This window comes from Nostoc sp. DedQUE04 (assembly GCF_034530995.1).
Classification (GTDB): Bacteria; Cyanobacteriota; Cyanobacteriia; order Cyanobacteriales; family Nostocaceae; genus Nostoc.
The window spans coordinates 28,452-50,027 of sequence record NZ_JAVRCA010000020.1 but is presented as its reverse complement, the minus strand read 5'-3'; the positions used below and the strand labels follow the sequence as shown (position 1 = coordinate 50,027).

The window sequence follows — 21,576 nt, the reverse complement described above, 5'->3', positions numbered from 1 at the left end:
CATCTAATATCTTTAGCTGTGTAATAGCTAATATTGAGAGGCTGCTATAACAGTACTAGTCATCACTGCTCAGGTCAAGAATCCTAAAAATTGAATCTAAATCGCTCGGTTGTAATACCCATCTATATGCAGGATGAATTTCCCAATTAAAACCAAAATCAACAAACGTAGAACTTAAGTATCTATTTTCTTCAAAATATTTTCTGACAATTTGTCCATCTTCTGTTTCACGTCTTGCAGTAAGAAAATTGATTTTATAGAGAAAAGCTGCTAATTCTTTTGGGTTAGCTACTGCTGTTCTACTATTAGCAAATCTCAAAACATGATTTTGGCTGATAGATTGGATTTTCTTAAGCAGTTCATCTGTTTTATATACGTAACTTTGTTGCGTTGTCCTTTCCTTTTGAGTTGGTTTCATGTTCATCAAGAGTTTATCAATATCTGGGAGTTCAGAACGATATTCATTAATAGTATCTTGAATTCTTCCTTGTGAATATTCCTCAAAAACAGACTTAAAATCTACTGTCTGAATTAATGATGATTTTCTTTCATAAGCTTTTCTTGCAGCCAAGGTACATAGTTTAACGAGATCCCGAGGTCTTTTCCTAATTAATGACATTAAAACTCTATGAATTGGAGCATTATGCCACTTTCCAACACCAGTAAAGCGTAATTCCATAATATTTGAAAAGTATTGATTGGCCAAATCAATCTGAGAAGTTTTTAATAAAACTTCTTCATTAATCTTCCTGCCCAAGAATGTCTCCATGCGTTTGATAAGGAGAACTAAAATTTCATGATTTGTCCATGACTGCCAGATCACTGATCCTTCAATTTTGTCTGTTGACTCATCTGAAGTTCTAACAAGATAGTAAACATCTGCTCTCAGAGATACCTTAAAAGAAACACCACGACTGTCTCTACTAATGTCTGTAACTGAATTAAGAAGCGAAGATATCTGTATTATATCTTCTCCTTTTCCTTGCCAACCTCTATCTAAATCATCGATATAAACTGAGATTTTTCTTGTTTCTAAGAATTTTTTTATAAACTCTTTTTTGGATGTGTCATATCCGTTGTTACTAATAACCTCTTGGAAATAATCAAAGATAAAATCGCCTATTTTTAAATCATAATCCTCAAAATCAGCCATTGCATTTTTTAAAGATTTTCCTCTAATTCCAATCAAATTTAGGCTCTTTTGAACAATTACTCTACTTAAGCCAGAAGTCCAACTTCTTACTCTACTTAAAAAGTCTTTTTGATCGATTGTAAGATCACCAATGTCATTGGGCTGAACTAAAACTGATAAATTATTTTGCTCTTCATCCTCTGCAATTGCAACCTTAAACAGTGCTGATTTGCCAATTCCTTTATGTCCTACCAAAATGCGAACAGCTTGATCTGCATTTACTTGTTTATAGGAAGTGCCTTTGAAATAATATTCCTTCAGCCGTTTTGGATCTTCATCTTCGGCTGCTTCATGACCAAATAGTCCTTGAATAGTTGATTCTGTAAAATCTAATTTCATAAGTATTTTAATTTAAACTATACATAAATCAAAAATCTAGAGTTAAAATATTGCCCTAACTTCTAAGACTTTAAACCTTTTGTTTTACATAAGTTAGCATCTGTAAATATACATCCCACTGTTGAAGCTTCAGTAAAGTCAGCTTTTGAAAGATTTGCTCTTACAAATTCACAGCTATTTAAATTCGCTTTAACAAAACAAGTATCTATAAGATTTGCTCCTGTAAAATCAGAATCTTCAAGATTTGCTCCTGTAAAATTGATTCCTCTTAAATTAGACATGGTAAAACTTTCTTTACCTATAATTATAGTTTTGAAGCTTTCTCCTCTGAGATCGGCTCCTTTTAAATATGTAAAGCTTAGATCCAAAACTTTCTGCTTTGGATCTTTAGCAATATCACGACGCTTTATAACGGTTAATGCCGCTTGAATTTCTCTAGGAATTATCTTTTGATTTCCACGATTATTCTCTAATGAATATCTATTTTTAATAAAACAAGTAAGAACTTCCATAATAACCCAATGATCTCTTTCAGAGTCATTTGCAATTCTTTCTAGGGCATAGATGCCACCTATACAAACTTCAGCTTTATCACTTCCGAACTGCTCAATTGCTTTAGTAAATCGCTCTGTAATCTGCCTGTCTTCTGTGGCAATTAAATTACGCCAAGTAAAGTAAAGTCCAATGATAAGAACTATACCACCTACAGTTTGTGATAAAGTTCCAAATGCTTGAGAAAGTGAAGTTCGAGTAGTATTCTCAAGTTCTATTCTCTCCTTTGGAGTGAAAGATTTTTCAGAACTAACTCTTAGTTGTGGCAGCCTCCAAAGCATCCAAGAACCTGCTGTAATAATACTTATTAAAAGTAATATAGTAGTAACGTATCTCACTAAGAAACGTCGATGATGTTTATACACTCTTCCCATACTGTGGATATTTCTCAATTGGTATATTATAGAGAGTTTGTAGTATTTATAACCTTCATATAATATAGTCATTTTAAGGATTATATTCCTAACTTATCAGTATAATAACCCTATACGGGAGATTGGACTGGATAGTCTTGGGGTTACTGAATGCTAAACTCGTATCCTTTTTAGCCTAAAATTCCCTGTAAGGCAATAGTTTAGATACGAGCGCTCCCACCCACCATGCAATTTGCAGATTTCTGGTACATTGTTGCACTCAGCGAACAGTTACAACCTAGCAAGGTATTATCACGCACCGTTTTAGGAGAATGGTTAGCGATATTTCGCGGTGAAGATGGACAACCTGTAGCTTTGCGCGATCGCTGTTTACACCGCAATAGCCGTCTATCATCAGGTAAAATCTGTAACGGTGCTTTACAATGTCCCTATCATGGTTGGGTATATGACGCGGTTGGAAACGTTATTGCTGTTCCAGCCGAAGGAGATAATTTCAAACCTTCCCCACAGCGTCGAGCCAAGTGTTACGCTACCAAAGAACAAGATGGATATGTTTATGTGCGGTTAGCCGATACCCCAAGTGTTGCCCCAAATCTTAATATTGAACCCTTTTCTATGCCTCACTACGGACAAACAGGATGGGAGACGGTGCGGGTAATTAACCGTTTTGCTAACAATGTGACTAATTGTGCGGAGAACTTTATTGATATTCCCCATACAGCTTTTGTTCATCCTGGTGTTTTCCGTACTTCCCGCCAACAAAAGTTAGAGATGACTGTAGAACGCTGTCATGGTTCGGTTTTGGTGGAGTATCGCAACGAAAATAATAATTTGGGATGGTACAGCCGTTTTCTGAATTTGCAGGGTGCAGAGATTAAACATAGCGATCGCTTTTATATGCCAAATATTACCTCTGTAGAATATAAAATGGCACATAATCGCCATTTGTTCATTACCAGTCAATCTATTCCAGAAACTGATAATTCAACTCTGGTTTACACCGATGTCACCTATAACTACGGTATTTGGAATAAATTAGCGCGTCCCTTTGTGCGGTGGACTGCTCAACATATTATCCGCCAAGATGTGGAAATTTTGGGTATTCAAGGGGAAGCGATCGCTAAATACGGTACACAATTTTATAATACGCCTGCGGACACAATTCATATATTTGTCGAGTCAATTATGGCAGCTATATCTCGTGGAGAAGATCCGCGTCTCTTGCCAAATCAATCGGTAAAAGTTACATTTTGGGTTTAAAAAATAATATCATCTCCGTATAAATTAGTTATGATTTCCCCAGTCATTTTTCATTATTCAATCCATCACAGCTAACACAGCTTTTGGCAATAACTTATCTTTAAACCAAACAATTCTGGCAGGGACATCATTTAATTTTACTCCCGCCTTTTCTAAATTAAGTCGCTCGGAAATTGCCAAAATCAAATCATCACGTCCAGCCCGCCGCACCTGAGAAAACTTCTTTTGTAAATATTCTGGTCGCCAATAACCAACAATTTCTAATAAGAAGGTGCGTCCATCAGGATGAACCAAGCGAAAATCAGGAATCATTACGCTACCGGGAATTGGGATCAAATCAACTTCTCGCTCTAGTGCCCAACCACTTTTCAATGCATCCCATTTATCAGCAAAAGATGCTTCTAACATACTATCGTAGGGCTTACCTGGTGGATAGTGGGATACTAAACCACATTCAGAATTGAGAGTAAAACGACCAGTTTTCCAGGTATTTGTATAAGCATCACGAGTTTGGAGAATCGAAGAAAGACTCCATTTAGTAACGTGAAGTAAAGCCGGAATAAGTTTAGCGATCGCTAACCCATATCGCGTACTAGGATTAAACAAACTCGTCGGGCCGTCAATGGTAATTGTAAACCCGTGGTCAGCATCACCTTCAATATAAGCCATCAATTGAAACAACTTTAAATAGCGAAATAACAACTTATATTCTCCGGGAACGTTCCGGTGAGCATTTAATACCAGTTGACTGGCCTTATAAAACACACCCTGTACTTGAGATAAGTTATATCTATTTAATAAATCTGGCGCTGTTGGTGCATCAAACACTGTCAAAATCTTATTCTCAGATAAATCAGCATATAGTCCATTCCGAACCTGTTCTAACAAAATTTCCCGCTCAAGTTCTTGAGTTAACTCATCAGCAATTTTACTCAAAGTAACTTGTGTTGATTCCCGACTAGAAACAGACTTTGCAGCCAACGAAAACACCCGTTCTCTTAACATTTGTGGTTCTAAAGGACTAACCACCTCAAAAGTGCAAAAACTGCTTTTGAGAATATAAGCTAACCCCCGCTTCACCCGATAATCTGTAGAATCTCCTTCAAAATCAGTCAGTTGTCGCTCAAGCACACCTTGAGTCTTCCCCACTGCTGATTGAAAAGAATTAATTAACTCAATCGCCAACTCCGAAGTTGCTCGATCAATCTTCAGTCTCTTCGGAATGATCTCTTCCCCGTTTTGGCGATGCATCAGTAAATCTGTCGGTAACATCTGCTGAATTTTGGATTTTAGATTTTGGATTTCGACTTCGCTCAGTCGAGCTATTTTGGACTGAATAATTAATTTCTAACTGTTCCGCAGCCTTCAAACTCCTTTCCTTCCCACTCCCATACACAACCTGTAACTTCCCTTTCTTTTCTTTTTCTCCCCCTGCTTCCCCTGCCTCCCCTGCTCCCCCTGCTCTTCTCTCCCCTCTCCGCCTAGCCGAAGTCCCCTCCTCACTCGTATCCTCCGCCACCACCTCATACAAAATCGCCTGCTTATTCTCAATATTCCCCTTTCGTAAAACCCTACCCAACCGCTGAGTATACTCCCTAGCCGAACCAGTGCCCGATAAAATAATTGCAACAGTTGCCGCAGGTACATCAACACCTTCATTTAACACATGAGAAGCAACCAAAGTATTATATTTACCCTCGCGAAACTTGGTTAATATCTCATGTCGTTCTTTCACAGGAGTTTGATGAGTAATTGCCGGAATTAGTAACTCTTGAGAAATGCGGTAAACCGTCGCATTATCCGCAGTAAAAATCAAAATTCGTGATGGATAATGTTCTGCTAATAAATTAATCAGAATTCGCAACTTTCCATCAGTACCCAAAGCGATATCTTTCGCTTCTCGATGCGCTAACATTGCCCTACGTCCAGATTGCGATCGCGCACTCATTTTCACGAACATTTGCCAACCTTGCAAACTCCCCAAAGAAATCTTTGATTGCTTCAAAAAGTCATTGCGAGTTTGAATTAACTGGTTGTATCTTTCCCGTTCAAGTTGCGATAACTTTACCTTAATTTGGACAATTTCATGCTCTGCTAACGCCTTCCCTGCCAAATCTTCAGCGCGTTTGCGATATACTTCTTGACCAATGAGGATATTTAAGTCAGCGTGCTTGCCATCAGTACGTTCCGGTGTCGCGGAGAGTCCCAGGCGATAAGGTGCGATCGCATATTCTGCAATTACTCGATTAAAATCTGTTGGTAAATGATGACATTCGTCAAAAACAATCAACGCATATTGATTTCCCAACGTCTCAGCGTGAATTGCGGCACTATCATAAGTTGCAACTAAAATTGCCGTTCGATCCCGCGAACCACCTCCCAGTAATCCCACCTCAGCATCGGGGAAAGCCGCTACTAAATGTGCATACCACTGATGCATCAAATCCAAAGTTGGTACTACAATCAGCGTCGTGCGCGGCGTTGACTGCATCGCCATTTGCGCCAAATAAGTCTTTCCCGCCGCCGTGGGAAGCACAACCACCCCTTGCCTACCCGCCAGTTTCCAAGCTGCTAGCGCCTCAGTCTGGTGAGAATAGGGTTCCATTTCCAGAGTAGGAACCAAATCTACAGGATAAAATTGCTTGGCCTCATCGATAAAATTCACATCTTCCGCTTGTAGTGCTTCCACTAGCGATCGGTATCTAATTGCTGGGATGCGGAATTTTTCAACTCTATCATCCCACGTAGCATAGTCCATCCAACCTTTACCGCGTGGTGGTGGATGCAAAATTAATGTGCCACGATCGAAATTTAATGTAGGGGTACGAGCCATTTTGGGGATTAGGGACTGGGGATTAGGGACTGGGGATGGGAAAGTTTTTCCTAGTCCTCAGTACTTGGTATCTAGTATCTAGTATCTAGTATCTAGTCCCCAGTCCCCAGTCCCCAGTCCCCATTCCCCAGTCTATTGATTACTAATAACGCAAAAAGTGCATGATTCATCCAACTAACTCCGACAAAACCCAACTAGATGCGCTCATTAGTCATGGAATGTCCTATCGACAAACCAACAATAACCTGTCTGAATTTTACAAAGAACAGCGACAGAGCTTTTTGCTGAAACATCTGTAATTGCAGGCGCAGATTATATTAATAGCTGGGTTGACTTTTATTACTTTTTTTCTTTGGGTAAATTCACAATTAGAAGGCAAAATATATGCTTTTAAAATTGTCTATGACGGGCTACGCCTACGCATTTTCTAGCTGATTTTGGGAATAATCTTTTAGCTAGCTGCATAAAAGGAGAAGCCACATTGAGAGGAACACGTTCCCTTCTAGCGCCTTATGTTGTGGCACTATTGGCTGTTGGTAGCGTATTGCTATTAACACTATTGCTACAGCCACTACTTAAACCAAGTATTTTTCTGCTATTTTTTGCTGTTGTGGCGGTTAGTGCCTGGTATGGCGGTATGGAAGCAGGGTTACTGGCTACTGCTTTGTCTACTTTAGCCGTCAGCTACTTTTTCTTAGAACCAGTGTTTTCGCTCTTGGTTGTAAGTCTTGACAACATACTGCGCTTATGCTTGTTTGTGCTGGTGACAACAATTATTAACTTGCTGAACTCAGAATTACGCACTGCCAAACAACATCTTCAAACGAGTTTGCAGAAACTACAGGTGAGCGAAGCCAGATTTAAAAGGTTGGTAGAGTCCAACATTATTGGGGTAATTGTAGCCAATATGGACGGGGCGATTGCAGAAGCTAATGATGCTTTTTTACGAATGGTAGGTTATTCTCAGGAGGATTTACTAGCAGGACGAGTCAGATGGCACGACATGATCCCACCAGAATATATTGAAACTAACAACAGTGCAATCGCAGAACTCAAAACTAAAGGCGTGTGTCAGCCTTTTGAAAACGAATACATCCGCAAAGATAAGAGCCGCGTTCCTATTCTGTTAGGTTCTGCTTTATTAGAAAATAACCAAAATCATATTATTTCTTTTGTGATTGATTTAAGCAAACGCAAACAAGCAGAACTTGCCCTTTCTAAAAGCGAAGAACGCTACCGCACTTTTTTAGAGCAGAGTTCAGAAGGTATTTGGTGCATCGAACTGGAAGTACCAATTTCGCTAGATTGTCCAGAAGATGAACAAATTCAACATTTTTACCAATATGTTTACTTGGCAGAATGCAATAATGTTATGGCACAGATGTATGGCTGTTCTCGTGCCGAAGAAATTATCGGTGTCAGATTAGGAGACTTTCTTGTTGCCTCCGATCCACATAATATTGCATACCTGCGTAACTTTATCCGTTCTAACTACCGACTAATTGATGCCGAGTCTCATGAAATAGATAAGCAAGGTAATTCTAAATATTTTTTGAATAATCTAGTGGGAATTGTCGAAAATGGGTTTTTGGTGAGAGCGTGGGGAACTCAACGCGACATCACAGAACGCAAACGAGCCGAAGCAGCACTCCGTCAACGAGAAGATGAACTGCGTCTAATTACCAATGCTGTGCCCGTCAAAATTTCTTATGTTGATAGCGAGCAGCGTTATCGCTTTAATAATAAAGAATATGAAGACTGGTATGAGCTTCCTGCTTCCGAAATTTCTGGTAAACATATTAGAGAAATTTTGGGAGAGTCGGTTTATCAGTCTATTCTTCCTTATGTAGAAGCAGTACTTTCAGGAGAGCAAGTAACTTACGAAACCCAATTACCCGATAAAGATGGCACAAACCGTTACGTGAATGTCACTTACATTCCCCAGTTCAGTCAGGAGGGGAAAGTTGCAGGATTTGTTGCCCTTGTCACAGATATTACACTTCACAAGTTAGCAGAAGCAGCTCTCAAACAAAGCGAGAAACGGTTAAAGATGCTGACTGAAAAAGTCCGCGTGATTCCTTGGGAGGTAAATGCTAATACTGGGAATTTTACTTACGTAGGGCCGCAAACTGTTGAGATTCTAGGCTATCCATTGTCAGACTGGTACACCGATAATTTCTGGGAAAAAAATATGCATTCAGAAGATCGGCAGTGGGCTATTCAGTATTGCCAAGAATCTTCTTTATCACTAAATAATTACGAATTTGAATACAGAATGTTAGCTGCTGATGGCAGAGTTGTCTGGCTATATGACATTGTAAATGTAGTGCGGGATGAAAATGGCCCACAGTTACTGCATGGATTCATGATTGATATTAGCGATCGCAAGCAAGCAGAGCAAGAACGCGAAGAACTGCTAAAACGCGAACAAGCAGCACGTGCCGATGCCGAAACTGCAAACCGGATGAAGGATGAGTTTCTCGCCACACTATCACACGAACTCCGTACACCCCTCAATGCTATACTGGGCTGGACACAGCTACTTATAACTCGCAACTTCGATCGAGCTACTACTGGCCGGGCACTAGAGACAATTGAACGTAACACTAGATCCCTGACACAACTAATTGAAGATGTTCTCGATGTATCGCGAATTATTAGAGGCACACTCCATTTAAAGAGGGAGCAGGTTGAACTTGTATCGCTTGTAGAGGCGGCAATTGATACTGTGTATCCAGCAGCCCAGGCTAAAGAGATTAGCATCAAATGTAAATTCGACCCGAAAGTGGAGATAGTTGTGGGTGATGCCAACCGCTTGCAACAGGTTGTGTGGAATTTGCTCTCCAACGCCGTCAAGTTTACACCCAAGGGCGGCAGGGTTGATGTGCAATTAGAGTGTATTGAATCTTACGTGCAAATTCGGGTGAGTGATACGGGAGCGGGAATTGCTGCCGAATTCCTACCCCATGTATTTGAACGCTTTCGTCAAGCTGACAGTTCCAGCACGCGATCGCATGGCGGACTAGGATTAGGGTTAGCGATCGTCCGTCACTTAGTAGAATTACACGGTGGTACAGTGTTAGCCGAAAGTCCAGGAATTGGACAGGGGGCGACATTCGTTGTCAGTCTGTCAATGAAGGCTATTTAGGATGGAGGCAGGAGGGGAAAAGCTTATTGCAACTTCTCTCCTGCTCCTCTGCTCCCCTGCTCCCCTGCCTTCCTTCAGTAATGTCAATTTAAATCATTCTCAAGTGTTAGTGTTTCCCAATCTAAATCTGATGCTATTTGAGCAAGTTTATCTAAATCAGTCAGGTTATCTAGATAGGGTAAGCAGCCTAAAACTGGCGTGTTAGTGAGTGATTGAATCAATTGAGATGGTGTCCAGTCGGCTATTTCTGCATCCGTTCGGGGTTGTACGCAGTTCAAAACAATGCCTTTGAGATTGACGCGCGATTGTCTAGCTAATGCTACATTCGCCACTGCTTGAGCGATCGCACCCAATCTCACTGGTACTACCAATACTGTTGGTAAACGCCATTCCCCCGCTAAATCAGCTACCGTTAATTCTTCAGTTATTGGCGAACCTAACCCTCCCAAGGCTTCTACAAGTACAAAATCACGCTGCGATCGCAACTTAGACAAAGCTTGCCACACAAGTGCTAAATCTACTTGGCGATTTTCCCGTGCTGCTGCTATGGGAGGAGCCAGAGGTGCTTGAAAGTATAAAGGTGTAATTTCTTCAGCAGATTGTTCTAGCACGAATAGCTTTTGATACCACTCGCGATCGCCAATCCCCGATTGAATCGGTTTCATAATTCCCCAGCGACGCTGCGGGTAATATTTTTGCCAATAAGCTGCTAACGCTGTTGTTAAAACAGTTTTACCAGCTTCCGTATCAGTTCCAGTAATCAGTAGTGTGTTTAACATTAATTTCTTTGGCCAGAAAATGGTTGTGTTCCATCAGTCGGCGGCAAAGTCGGCGCTTCAGTAATCGTCGGAATTGGCAAGGGTGTTTCTGTGGGAATTGGCAAAGGTGTCTCTGTGGGAATTGGCAAAGGTGTCTCTGTGGGAATTGGCAAGGGTGTTTCTGTGGGAATTGGCAAAGGTGTCTCTGTGGGAATTGGCAAAGGTGTCTCTGTGGGAATTGGTTTGACTGATTTTTCTAATGCAACATTGAGATTGTAATTGCTTTCGGCAACACCTGAAAGCAGAGTTAACTCAATAGTATATCTACCAGTAACCAACAATGTGCCTTGATAAAATGTGACTTGTTGGGCAGTATTCTCACTTGGTTGTCCATTGGGACTTAAGACTGTTAGCAAAATGCTGCTTCCTGGGTCAATAGACGTATTTAATTTAGTACCTTCTCGTCCAAAAAAGCTGTACTGGATAATTTGATTTGCTTTGAGAGTACCTTCAACCGCAATCGGGTTAGATGTTGTAAGGTTGAGGCGCTTAGTAGATATAACAGGTGGCTCGTTAGTAGGTGTAAGTGTGAGTGTGGGTGTTGGTGTCGGTGTTAGTGTCGGTGTTGGTGTGAATGTAGTACCACCAGAAATTACTGGTGAAGGGAAATTTTGTGGAAGCGTCTCATCTGATGTTTTTGACTGACTGCGGATGGAACTGACTAATGCCCAAGAACCAAATCCTGCTACGATCACTACACCAATGGCAATTGCGACGATCGCTAACGGATTATCCAAAATTGAGTTAGTGGGACTTGGTGGAATCACAGGATCGGTTTTCTTGGGCGAAGCTGCTGGTGCTACTAAGTCAGGACGGCGACTAACTGCCATTGTCTGTAAGTTAGACACATTCCCATTCGGAGGACTGACTTCGTGTAAAGGTTGTAGTGCTTGAGATACACTAGTAGCACTTTGATAGCGATCGCTCGGTATATGATTCAACATTCGATTCAACACTATAGCAAATCGCGGGTTCACTTTTACCCACCGCTGCCAATTCCAAGTTAGTTGGTTTTGATCGAATAGATCCTTTGGTTCTTTACCAGTCAGCAAAACAATCGCGCTTACCGCTAATGCATACAAATCACTACTAGGATAAGCTCCCCCTGTTTGCATTTGTTCGCTGGGAGAGTAGCCTAATTTTCCCACGGTGGTTTCTGGCAGGGGATTATTTGGTGATTGTAAACGCGTTGCCAGTTCTTTCACTACCCCAAAGTCAATTAACACAGGTTTCGCATCACTATCTCGCAAAATAATGTTTTCTGGCGAGATATCCCGGTGAATAATTCCTCGACTGTGAATATGCTCTAAAACAGGCAACAACAACTCTATCAGCTGCAATACTTCAGCCTCTGTGAAAGTTTTACCCACAGCTTGACGTTCAGCCAGCAGAGTGCGGTACGTCTGACCTGCAACGTAGTCCTCCACCAAAAATAAGCGTTGGTCTTGCTCAAATCTTTCCCGAAATTTCGGCACTTGTGGGTGTTCGATTTGATATAAAATGGCAGCTTCTCGGTGAAAAAGCTCTTGTGCCCTCTCCCAATCCAAAGCCGACCTTGCTGTTGAATTCAATTCTTTGATCGCGCAAAGTTCGTTAAAGCGCCTCTGGTCTTCTGCCAGATAGGTTCTACCAAATCCTCCTTGTCCGAGAATTTGAATTATGCGGTAACGGTTTTGCAAGACAGTGCCAACTGTAATCGGTGGTTGCATGATCGGTTGATTGAGTGTAGTAGCAACTGAGGAGATCGCCCACAAAGATTAAGTCCAAGAGGCGACGGACAGTTACCTGCGGCAATATTCTACTATACTCAACAAGTAGACTCTACCAGAGCAAGGTTGTTTCCTACTGCATAACTCCTCAATTCAATTTCTCTGCCTGAGAAAACGATAAATTTTGAAATATTCAAAATTAACTTGAGAATCGAAGTTATACAAATCACTCATCTCTTTTTCAATCAATCCTGTGGAAAAATAAAAATTGCAATCGGCTAACTGTGCCTGTGTAAGCCAAGCTTCTGCACAATAAAATAGCTAGCGATCATCTTTATAAAGAATAGTGTTATAGCGTTTCCTAGTCTGCTGAGGTACAAATCTCTGAGTACCTCTGCGCTTTACTTTGCGTCCCTTTGCGTTTCAAAATATTATCTATACCTCACGTAACTGGTAATCGCTATATCTCACTCAATAATGATTTATTTAGCACTACAAATCTTGATTTTGTCAATTCTTATTTAAGCTAGATGGCGTTTCTCTTCGATCCTAAATTTGGGCTACTGCATCAAAAAATTTTAAAATTTTTCATCTGCAAAGTTCTCAAAATTATGCCATTGGGGTATTTACCGAATTTATTCGCTCGGCGATCGCCCCAACATCCAAAATCACGATTCGTTTGAATCACAGGGCAGAGGCAGTTCTCGCTGCACCCAAGTAGAGCGATCGCAACCACTCAAAAATCAGGCATACCCAAAAGTCCTAATTTTATCTCAGCAATAATACGGCCACTAACTAGTTCAGATGTGATTGGTAGCTTATACTTGACAGAATGTTCGCAGACAAATTCAATATCATTGATATTGAACAATTTTTCTATATTCAACTACAAATCTTTAAGTAAAAATATTTACACCACGTAACTTAAGTAAAATTACTTTTATTAAAAAATATTTAAGTATCAAAAAAACATATTTATTTAATCTTTATCTAAAAACTTGCTAGTGCGTGGATAAATTTTGTCCACTGCCAGCTTTTTTTAGGCTTTATAATAACTGTCACTTTTGTCAATGCGTAGGTTATAGAGTAATAAGCTACTCTTTGACTACTTAGTTACAAGTGCTATACTGTGTGAGAACAAACTTTTTAATATCAACTAAAGTTGTCAATGCTTTACTGTCAGCTATCAATGAGGTAATTAGAAGAACTTAGCACACCAATAATGTTTAAGCAATTAGGCTTATTTACCTCAACCAAAAAATTGAACTATAGACCTAGTGCATCGACTTGATGTCAGTTAAGCTATGAATAGCTTGTTTGCCAAGAAGACTAGATAAGTAGCGAATAATAATTTCATGGAAAAATGTTTAAATTTTGTATGGAAGCTTCAATAAAACTTACAGATGTTTTTTTAGGCTATTTCTTGGTTAAATCTATTAAATCTCTAATGATAATATTACTATGAATGCACATAGAGGATCTGCTGTGCTCAGTTCTGCAACTTTCAAAGTGCAACCATCTGCAACAGGACTGAACGATAATCATCGCCTGCGGCTGTTTTCTGGCTCTGCCAATTTACAACTGTCTCAAGAAGTCGCTCGTTATCTGGGCATGGACTTGGGGCCAATGATTCGCAAAAGATTTGCGGATGGAGAACTTTACGTTCAAATCCAAGAATCGATTCGAGGTTGTGATGTTTATTTAATCCAGCCATGTTGTCAACCCGTCAACGATCATTTGATGGAATTATTGATTATGGTTGACGCCTGTCGTCGAGCTTCTGCGCGACAGGTAACGGCAGTAATTCCCTACTATGGTTATGCTCGTGCCGATCGCAAAACGGCAGGACGAGAGTCAATAACCGCTAAACTGGTTGCTAACTTGATCGTAGAAGCAGGTGCCAACCGCGTTCTAGCAATGGATTTACACTCGGCTCAAATTCAAGGCTATTTCGATATCCCCTTTGACCATGTTTACGGTTCGCCAGTATTGCTGGATTATCTAGCAAGCAAAGAACTGCCCGATCTTGTGGTTGTTTCCCCCGATGTTGGCGGTGTAGCGCGTGCCAGAGCATTTGCCAAAAAACTGGATGATGCGCCACTGGCAATTATTGACAAACGTCGTCAGGCACATAATGTTGCTGAAGTGTTAAATATCATCGGCGATGTTAAAGGCAAAACGGCAGTGTTAGTAGATGACATGATCGACACTGGGGGAACGATCGCAGAAGGAGCGCGATTACTGCGTGAAGAAGGAGCGCGTCAGGTATACGCCTGTGCAACTCATGCGGTATTCTCTCCACCAGCGATGGAGCGGTTGTCTAGTGGCTTGTTTGAGGAAGTCATTGTCACCAATACTATTCCCATACCAGAAAACAATCGTTTTCCACAACTTGTGGTGTTGTCAGTAGCTAATCTGTTGGGAGAAACTATCTGGCGAATTCATGAAGATACTTCAGTTAGTAGTATGTTTCGCTAAGATTGCCATTAGTGTTATAGGCATAAATTACCCACACTGTACCCGTTTGGGGGTCAGTGTGGGCTTTTAGTTATTACGCTCCTGTTTCAGTCCAAAGGAGCTTTTTCATGTGTGGAGTAAAATAAATGCAGCAGTGTCAAATTAGAATACTTTGATTCAGTTTGAACAATTTGGGTAAAGAGGACAAAGGAATGGTTACAACTCCTAAAAAAGTCATTTCAGTTTTACCTTTGGAAAATGGCGATCGCTTATCTCGCTACGAATTTGAGCGGCGCTATCAGGCAATGCCACATTTAAGAAAAGCTGAACTGGTTGAGGGAGTTGTGTATATCATGGCATCGCCACTGAGAATTAAAAGTCATGGCGAACCACATGGAGACTTGATCGGGTGGTTATGGAACTATAAAACTGCAACCCCTGGCGTTGTTCTGGGAATTGAACCCACAGTGCGTTTAGATGCGGATAATGAACCACAGCCTGACGCGGTACTATTCATTCCCGGCAGACAGGCATTGATTAGTGAGGATGATTATATCCAAGGCGCACCCGAACTGGTAATAGAAGTGGCAGCAAGCAGTGCAGCCATCGATTTACATGATAAAAAACGCACCTATCGGCGGAATGGAGTACAGGAGTATATTGTCTGGCGAACATTAGATAATCAGTTGGATTGGTTTAGGCTGCAAGCGGACGAGTATGTTTCGCTACCAACCGATGAGCAGGGAATTATTCGCTCTCAGGTGTTTCCGGGGTTGTGGTTGGCCGTATCTGCCTTACTCTCAGGAGAAATGGCAACAGTGTTATCTGTCCTGCAAGCAGGTTTAGCTGCCACTGAACATCAAGAATTTATGCAAAAGTTAAATGAGAATATGGAAAATAGGGAATAGATGGGAGTTCCTATTTTTGAGGATTCTTTAGAATGTGATGAGTATGGAAAAGCCCTCTTAGAAAAAGCTAATAAAAAACATGACTCCTTAACGGTAGAGCCAAACCCGGAGTAGTGAAAGCAACTGCTCGGTATCTACAGGTTTGGTGATGTAGTCAGAGGCTCCAGCTTCGATGCACTTTTCTTTGTCACCTGGCATGGCTTTGGCAGTTAAAGCAATGATTGGTAGTAAGCGAAACTGTTGTTGTTGGCGGATGGCGCGGGTGGTTTCGTAACCATCCATTTCTGGCATCATGATATCCATCAAAACTATATTAATCTCAGGATTAGCTTGCAGCCTCTCTATGCCATCTCTGCCATTTTCGGCAAATAGCACTTGCATTTGATAGCTTTCTAAAAAGCTGGTTAGGGCAAAAATATTTCTGAGGTCATCATCTACAATCAAAATTTTCCGATTAGCCAGCACCGGGTCAGTTTGATGTAGTTGCTCTAACATTTGCCGCTTTGGTGTGGGCAAATTTGCTTGCACCCGATGCAAAAATAGGGCAGTTTCGTCTAACAACCGCTCTGGCGATCGCACATTTTTAATAATAATTGTTTCTGCTAGTCCCCGCAGCTGGGTTTCTTCTTGTCGGCTGAGTTCTTTACCAGTGTAAACAATTATCGGCAGTTTCAAAAGTTTGGGTTCAAGTTTTATCTGCTCAATTAAGGCAAACCCGCTCATATCGGGCAGACCGAGATCGAGTACCATACAATCAAAGTGATGCGATCGCAAAATCGAGAGAGCTTCTGCCCCTGTACCTACTGCTGTACTCTGGACATCGCCGTTACCAATTAGTTCGATAATACTTTGGGCTTGTACGGGGTCATCTTCTACAATTAGGAGATTTCTTACCTGACGCTCAATAAAGCCTTTAATCTCAGTCAATACCTGAGTTAGCGCTTCTGGAGACACGGGTTTTTGGAGATAGGTAATTGCTCCTAGCTGTAATCCCCGTTGTTGTCTTTCATCAACAGAAAGTATGTGTACTGGTATATGTCTGGTATCTGGTTTATGTTTGAGACGATCCAGCACCGTCCAACCATCCATCTCTGGCATGTGGATATCTAGCATAATCGCATTAGGTTTAAACTGTTCTGCCAGTGCTAGACCTTGTTTGCTTTGTAAAGCAACAATAGTTTTAAAACCCTGCTGACGTGCCATATCTAGTAAGATGCGGGCGAATTTATCGTCATCTTCGATAATTAGCAAAATGCGATCGCCCGGTTGAATTATTTCTCGGTCATCTGGAATATCGTGGGGTAAGCTGGGAAGTACTTTCACTGATGGAGAGATGTCCACAGTTGTGGGTCTGTTTTCCACCATTGGCAGTTCTTTTATGGTCGATGCTGTGCGGCTTGGGGTGGTTGGCTCAAGGATTGGTGTGGTGATATTTTGACCGTGCTTTTCCTGTTGTTTGGGCAAGTAAAGGGTGAAGGTGCTTCCCTGTCCTGGATGGCTGAGTAGTTCAATTCTCCCTCCCAACAGTTGAGCTAATTCCCGGCTAATGGATAAGCCCAAACCAGTTCCGCCATACTTGCGGCTGGTGGTACCATCTGCTTGCTGAAATGCCTCGAAAATAATCTTCTGCTTTTCGGCTGGAATGCCGATGCCCGTGTCGTTGACGGCAAAAGCGATCGTGGAATTATCAACTTGAAATATTTGTAACTTCACGCCTCCCTGTTCTGTAAATTTAAAGGCGTTAGCGAGGAGATTTTTCAGCACTTGTTGCAGACGTTTGGAGTCGTTATAAATTGTTGGGGGTAACTTCTCATCCCGTTCAATGGTAAAACTGATTTCTTTATTGTGGGCAACTTGGCGGAAAGTCTGCTCTAGAGATGTCTCTAAATCTGCAAGAGCAATTTGCTCAATATCGAGCGACATAGTACCCGACTCAATTTTTGCCAAATCTAGAATGTCATTGATCAATTCCAGCAAGTCAGTCCCAGCCGAGTAAATAGTCCGACTGTACTCTACCTGTTTGTCGGTCAAGTTGTTAAGAGAGTTATCTGCCAGTAGCCTTGCTAAAATTAATAGGCTATTTAACGGTGTCCGCAATTCGTGAGACATATTCGCCAGAAATTCTGACTTATATTTGGAAGACAGAGCCAGTTGTGCAGCTTTTTCTTCCAAAGACTTCCTCGCTCGCTCGACTTCCTGGTTCTTGCGGCCCACTTCCCGATTTTGAACTTCTAACAATTCTGCTTTTTCTTCTAGCTCCTCATTTAGTTGTTGCAATTCTTCGTTAGATTGCTTGACAAGGAATTGTGATTCTTCTAACTCGTGCGCCTGTTCTTCCAAGCGTTGATTGCTTTGCTGTAGTTCTTCTTGCTGGGTTTGCAGTTCTTCTGTTAAAGCAACAGACTCTTCAAGTAGTTGCTGTGTTTGCAATTGTGAAGCGATGTTATTTAAAAATACACCCAGATTTTCACTCAATTGTTCTAAAAATGTTAGGTGCAACTGGTTAAAAGGCCCAAAAGAGGCAAGTTCAATTACAGCATTTACCTGTTCCTCAAATAGTATGGGCAATACAATAATATTTAGTGGTGGTGCTTCTCCCAAGCCGGAACTGATCCGGATATAGTCACTGGGTACTTCTGTGAGGAGGATTCTTTGTTTTTCTAGGGCGCATTGTCCCACCAATCCCTCACCCAAACGAAACTGATTTGCTAGGTTTTTTCGCTCTTTATAAGCATAACCACTCAGCAACTTCAGCACAGGCTGGTCGTTGATGGAGTCCATCACATAAAAAACGCCCTGTGATGCCCCAACTAGTGGTGCTAAATTCGACAATATCATACTAGACACGCTTTCCAGATTTCGCTGCCCTTGGAGCATCTGAGTAAATTCAGCTAAGTTAGATTTGAGCCAGTTTTGCTCCTCATTTTTTTGAGTTGTGTTTCGCAGATTAACGATCATCTGGTTGAAGGTGCGCGTCAACACGCCAATTTCATCTTGGCGATCGCTATCTGGTAAACTTACCGATAAATCCCCATCCGCCATTTTTTCTGCCAAATCAGAAACTCGCTTCAGCGGTACTGAGATATGTCTGGTCAAGGCGAATCCAATCAAAGCTAAGAGCAAAGAAAATAAGGGAATACTATAGAAAATGCTGGCGAGCGTTTGCTGACCAGCTGCTTGTGCCTTCTCAGAGCGCTGTTTTAGCAGTGTATTCTCTTCATTTTTCATCGCCTGGATAACTTTCTGGATATTATCCATCAGTTGTTTACCCTGGTCTGTCAGAACAGCTTTTTGAGAAGCTTCTAAGCCCTGGCTTTGCCGTAGCTCTATGACATCTTTCATTACAGCCATTCTCTCGGTTAGTAGTGGCTGTAAAATATCAAGCCGATTTTGTTGGTTGGGGTTATCTGCCGTTAACCTTTGAAGTTCTTTAACTTTTTGATTCAGTACTTGAATAGCAGCGTTATAAGGTTCTAAATACCGCTGTTCTCCAGTAATAATGTAACCGCGTTGGCCTGTTTCAGCATTTGTCAGTTGCAAGTTGAGGTCTTCTAGCTGACTTAACACCTGGTAAGTATGGCTTTCTTTGCGCGAAGTTTGAATAAGCTCATTGGTGCTTTGGTAGGAGATGAAACCAATGGTGGTCAGAGTTGCCAAACTCAAGGCAAAACTCACTCCAATCTTGGGTCCAATCTTCAAACGGTTTAACATTACTCCAGGCACGTATTCAAATTATTTCTGTTTTTGAGACTATTTTGATTATGTTTTGGCTGTGCAAAATCAATGGGGGATATTTAGTTTATCTAGGATATACCTAATTTTTTGCACCCCAACTATTATCATTTGTATCCTAACTTTTTACAAATGTAAGGCACTTAAATAAGTATATAACTAAATACTAATATTTTTATCTAAGATTTCGACAAGAAGCCATTCAATAGTATAACTTCTTTCAAAAGAAGCAATTACTTGATTATATTTTGAATTTAATATTGCCGGGTATAGGTAAAAATTTTTGCTTAGATTCTAAATTTAACATTAGCTAAAAAATGATATCTTTAAATTTATATTGTAATGGTTCAATAACTTTGAAATTAATAAAAAGACTGGATAGTAAAATTAAACAGCCTAATCGGTAAAATTCAATTAATTAAAACGTAATTTATCTAGACACTAGATATAGTGTATTTCGCAATTGGATACAACATCTATGCCATTATACATCAATCTACACAAACCGTAACCTTAGCGATCGCCAGCAGCATCCATTCCACAACAAAGTCAAGGTTTCAATAGAAGTATATAATTTATAGTACAAAAGTATTTTAGGAACATGCACGCACAATCATGGCGTGTCGAAAAATCTGTTGATATCAACTTAATATTTAACTAGAAGTTATTAATCACCTGGCGATCGCTTCTAGCTGCATCAAGCTCGGATTGACTATAAATACTAAAATGTTGAACTTTGTTACTCTCTAAAATAGCTCTTGCACCCGCTACATAGATATCAGTGCCTTTTAGTACTAATAAGTAATGGCCAAGAGTCAGATGATGCTCATAATATTTAGTTAGCTCATCAGAAATTCCTAAAGTAGTATATTTATCTTGGAAACTGCTGATATTCACCCCAGAAATATCACCCAGATTGCTTGTATTTTTAACAACTATTGATATTTGACTCATGGGGAATTCAGCGGTTCTTAATTCAGTAACCGCTGCTTGTGCATCTTGATATCGATAAAAAATACCGAGTGCATATTTGTAGCGATTATTTGGGGTCGAGTATGGCTCAAAGACTCCCCATTGTTGAATATCGCGGCGATTAAAAATCCTCTTGGCAAGACGAAGTTCTATGTCTATACCGGTTACTATCACCAAATAGTAACCTTTACAGACAAGATCGCTATAACCCTGTGCTTGTTTTTCAGTAATTCCTAAACTTAGGAACAAACTGGATAAACCACCTGCTAAAGTGGTAGCGATCGCTGTTACTTCCGCTCCGGCTAAGATGACTGGGCCTATACCAGGAATTACCAAGAGGACTAGATCGACTGATAAATCAGCAATATTTCCTAAATAATCACTAGCAACAGCTCCAGCAGCATCTTTTAAGGATGTATTGCCAGTGTTTTCGATGATTCTAACACCAGCAATATCACTTTCTTCTGTATTCCGTGCAATAACAGAAACTTTGTCCATTGGAAAATTAGAAGCTTTTAGTTCCTGAAGTACCAATTGTGCATCGGAATACCCAGCGAAAACTCCTATAGTTCTTCGCTCTTTCTCTAATGTCATTTTATCGGTTTATTGCAGTTAGAAGTGATTCCCAAGATTGTTACCTCAATTTGAGGTAATTACACAGCGCGACGAGTCAGTAAACCCCAAAGGAAAATCAGTATCATTGCACCAATAACAGCAAATAAAATACTTCCTAGAGATAAAGCTCCGGCAGATGCAGCTGCTGCCGAACCACTTCCTAGTAATACTTGACCCAAATAACCACCGAATACGGCTCCAAGGATTCCTAATATAATTGTAGAGATAATACCGCCACCTTGGGTTCCAGGATAAAATAACTTAGCTAACGCACCTGCGATTAAACCCAAAACCAACCAAGCAATAATGTTAGTCATCGAATTTCTCCTTCACTAAAAATCTGCTTTATTTGCATTTGACTATTTCATATTAAAGTTTGCTTCTAAAATTTCCGATCTATCTAAAGAACTAATATCATAAATCTTTAGATATCATTTGAATATTTGCCAAGTCATCTTTGAGGATGAATATACAAATTAGTCACATTCTGTACATTCAACTATTTATATAGTAATCCTATTTGACATCATACAAGATGTAGATAAGGAAGCTAACCGCATTCTATATGAGACACTAGTGTAGCTTGCTTCCCTGTATGGGTAAGCATAGGACTTCTTACAGAAGTGGGTTAAAGGGTAACGGTATGGAATTTTACTTTCCCTTTAAC

Annotated in this window: 14 protein-coding genes; 5 read left to right on the top strand and 9 right to left on the bottom strand. The window is 40.6% G+C overall.

Annotated features, from left to right (window positions below):
- Nucleotides 1-55 precede the first annotated feature (55 nt).
- On the bottom strand, nucleotides 56-1,531 hold the full coding sequence (locus RM049_RS16080; RefSeq protein ID WP_322704892.1) for a P-loop ATPase, Sll1717 family: 1,476 nt from the start codon (nucleotides 1,529-1,531) through the stop codon (nucleotides 56-58).
- Between the two features lie 62 nt (nucleotides 1,532-1,593).
- Entirely contained in the window at nucleotides 1,594-2,529 is a 936-nt protein-coding gene (locus RM049_RS16075) for a pentapeptide repeat-containing protein (RefSeq protein ID WP_322704891.1), read from the bottom strand.
- Nucleotides 2,530-2,682: 153 nt separating this feature from the next.
- Here RM049_RS16075 and RM049_RS16070 point away from each other — a divergent pair, with 153 nt between their 5' ends.
- Nucleotides 2,683-3,717, top strand: a complete 1,035-nt coding sequence (locus tag RM049_RS16070) for an aromatic ring-hydroxylating dioxygenase subunit alpha (RefSeq protein WP_322704890.1) — start codon at nucleotides 2,683-2,685, stop codon at nucleotides 3,715-3,717.
- 57 nt (nucleotides 3,718-3,774) lie between these two features.
- Here the strand turns inward: RM049_RS16070 and RM049_RS16065 are convergent, their stop codons facing one another.
- Complete coding sequence (locus RM049_RS16065; protein ID WP_322704889.1) at nucleotides 3,775-4,989, bottom strand: DUF790 family protein; 1,215 nt, start codon at nucleotides 4,987-4,989, stop codon at nucleotides 3,775-3,777.
- Nucleotides 4,919-6,550: a DEAD/DEAH box helicase gene (locus RM049_RS16060; RefSeq protein ID WP_322704888.1), complete on the bottom strand. Its 1,632-nt coding sequence runs from the start codon at nucleotides 6,548-6,550 to the stop codon at nucleotides 4,919-4,921. The genes RM049_RS16065 and RM049_RS16060 overlap by 71 nt, the downstream gene beginning before the upstream one ends.
- A 161-nt stretch (nucleotides 6,551-6,711) precedes the next feature.
- Here RM049_RS16060 and RM049_RS16055 point away from each other — a divergent pair, with 161 nt between their 5' ends.
- Entirely contained in the window at nucleotides 6,712-6,849 is a 138-nt protein-coding gene (locus RM049_RS16055) for a hypothetical protein (protein ID WP_322689841.1), read from the top strand.
- A gap of 182 nt (nucleotides 6,850-7,031) precedes the next feature.
- Entirely contained in the window at nucleotides 7,032-9,698 is a 2,667-nt protein-coding gene (locus RM049_RS16050; RefSeq protein WP_322704887.1) for a PAS domain S-box protein, read from the top strand.
- A gap of 83 nt (nucleotides 9,699-9,781) precedes the next feature.
- On the opposite strand, the gene bioD is transcribed toward RM049_RS16050, so the two are convergent.
- Entirely contained in the window at nucleotides 9,782-10,477 is a 696-nt protein-coding gene (gene bioD, locus RM049_RS16045) for a dethiobiotin synthase (protein WP_322704886.1), read from the bottom strand.
- On the bottom strand, nucleotides 10,477-12,225 hold the full coding sequence (locus tag RM049_RS16040; protein WP_322704885.1) for a protein kinase domain-containing protein: 1,749 nt from the start codon (nucleotides 12,223-12,225) through the stop codon (nucleotides 10,477-10,479). The genes bioD and RM049_RS16040 overlap by 1 nt, the downstream gene beginning before the upstream one ends.
- Before the next feature lie 1,461 nt (nucleotides 12,226-13,686).
- Between RM049_RS16040 and RM049_RS16035 the strand changes: the two genes are divergently transcribed.
- Together RM049_RS16035 and RM049_RS16030 are read left to right on the top strand one after the other, a co-directional pair.
- Nucleotides 13,687-14,703, top strand: a complete 1,017-nt coding sequence (locus RM049_RS16035; protein WP_322673646.1) for a ribose-phosphate pyrophosphokinase — start codon at nucleotides 13,687-13,689, stop codon at nucleotides 14,701-14,703.
- A 191-nt stretch (nucleotides 14,704-14,894) separates the two neighbouring features.
- Nucleotides 14,895-15,590: a Uma2 family endonuclease gene (locus tag RM049_RS16030; RefSeq protein ID WP_322704884.1), complete on the top strand. Its 696-nt coding sequence runs from the start codon at nucleotides 14,895-14,897 to the stop codon at nucleotides 15,588-15,590.
- An 87-nt stretch (nucleotides 15,591-15,677) separates the two neighbouring features.
- Here RM049_RS16030 and RM049_RS16025 read toward each other — a convergent pair whose 3' ends face one another.
- From RM049_RS16025 to RM049_RS16015, 3 genes are all read right to left on the bottom strand, one after another.
- A complete protein-coding gene (locus tag RM049_RS16025) occupies nucleotides 15,678-19,301 on the bottom strand; it encodes a response regulator (protein WP_322704883.1) in 3,624 nt (1,207 codons plus the stop codon).
- A gap of 678 nt (nucleotides 19,302-19,979) precedes the next feature.
- Nucleotides 19,980-20,888 (bottom strand): hypothetical protein, encoded by a 909-nt coding sequence (locus tag RM049_RS16020; RefSeq protein ID WP_322704882.1) that lies wholly within the window; start codon nucleotides 20,886-20,888, stop codon nucleotides 19,980-19,982.
- 59 nt (nucleotides 20,889-20,947) lie between these two features.
- Nucleotides 20,948-21,226 carry a GlsB/YeaQ/YmgE family stress response membrane protein gene (locus RM049_RS16015; protein ID WP_322673642.1) on the bottom strand — a complete coding sequence of 93 codons (279 nt, stop codon included), beginning with the start codon at nucleotides 21,224-21,226 and terminating at the stop codon, nucleotides 20,948-20,950.
- Between the last annotated feature and the right edge of the window lie 350 nt (nucleotides 21,227-21,576).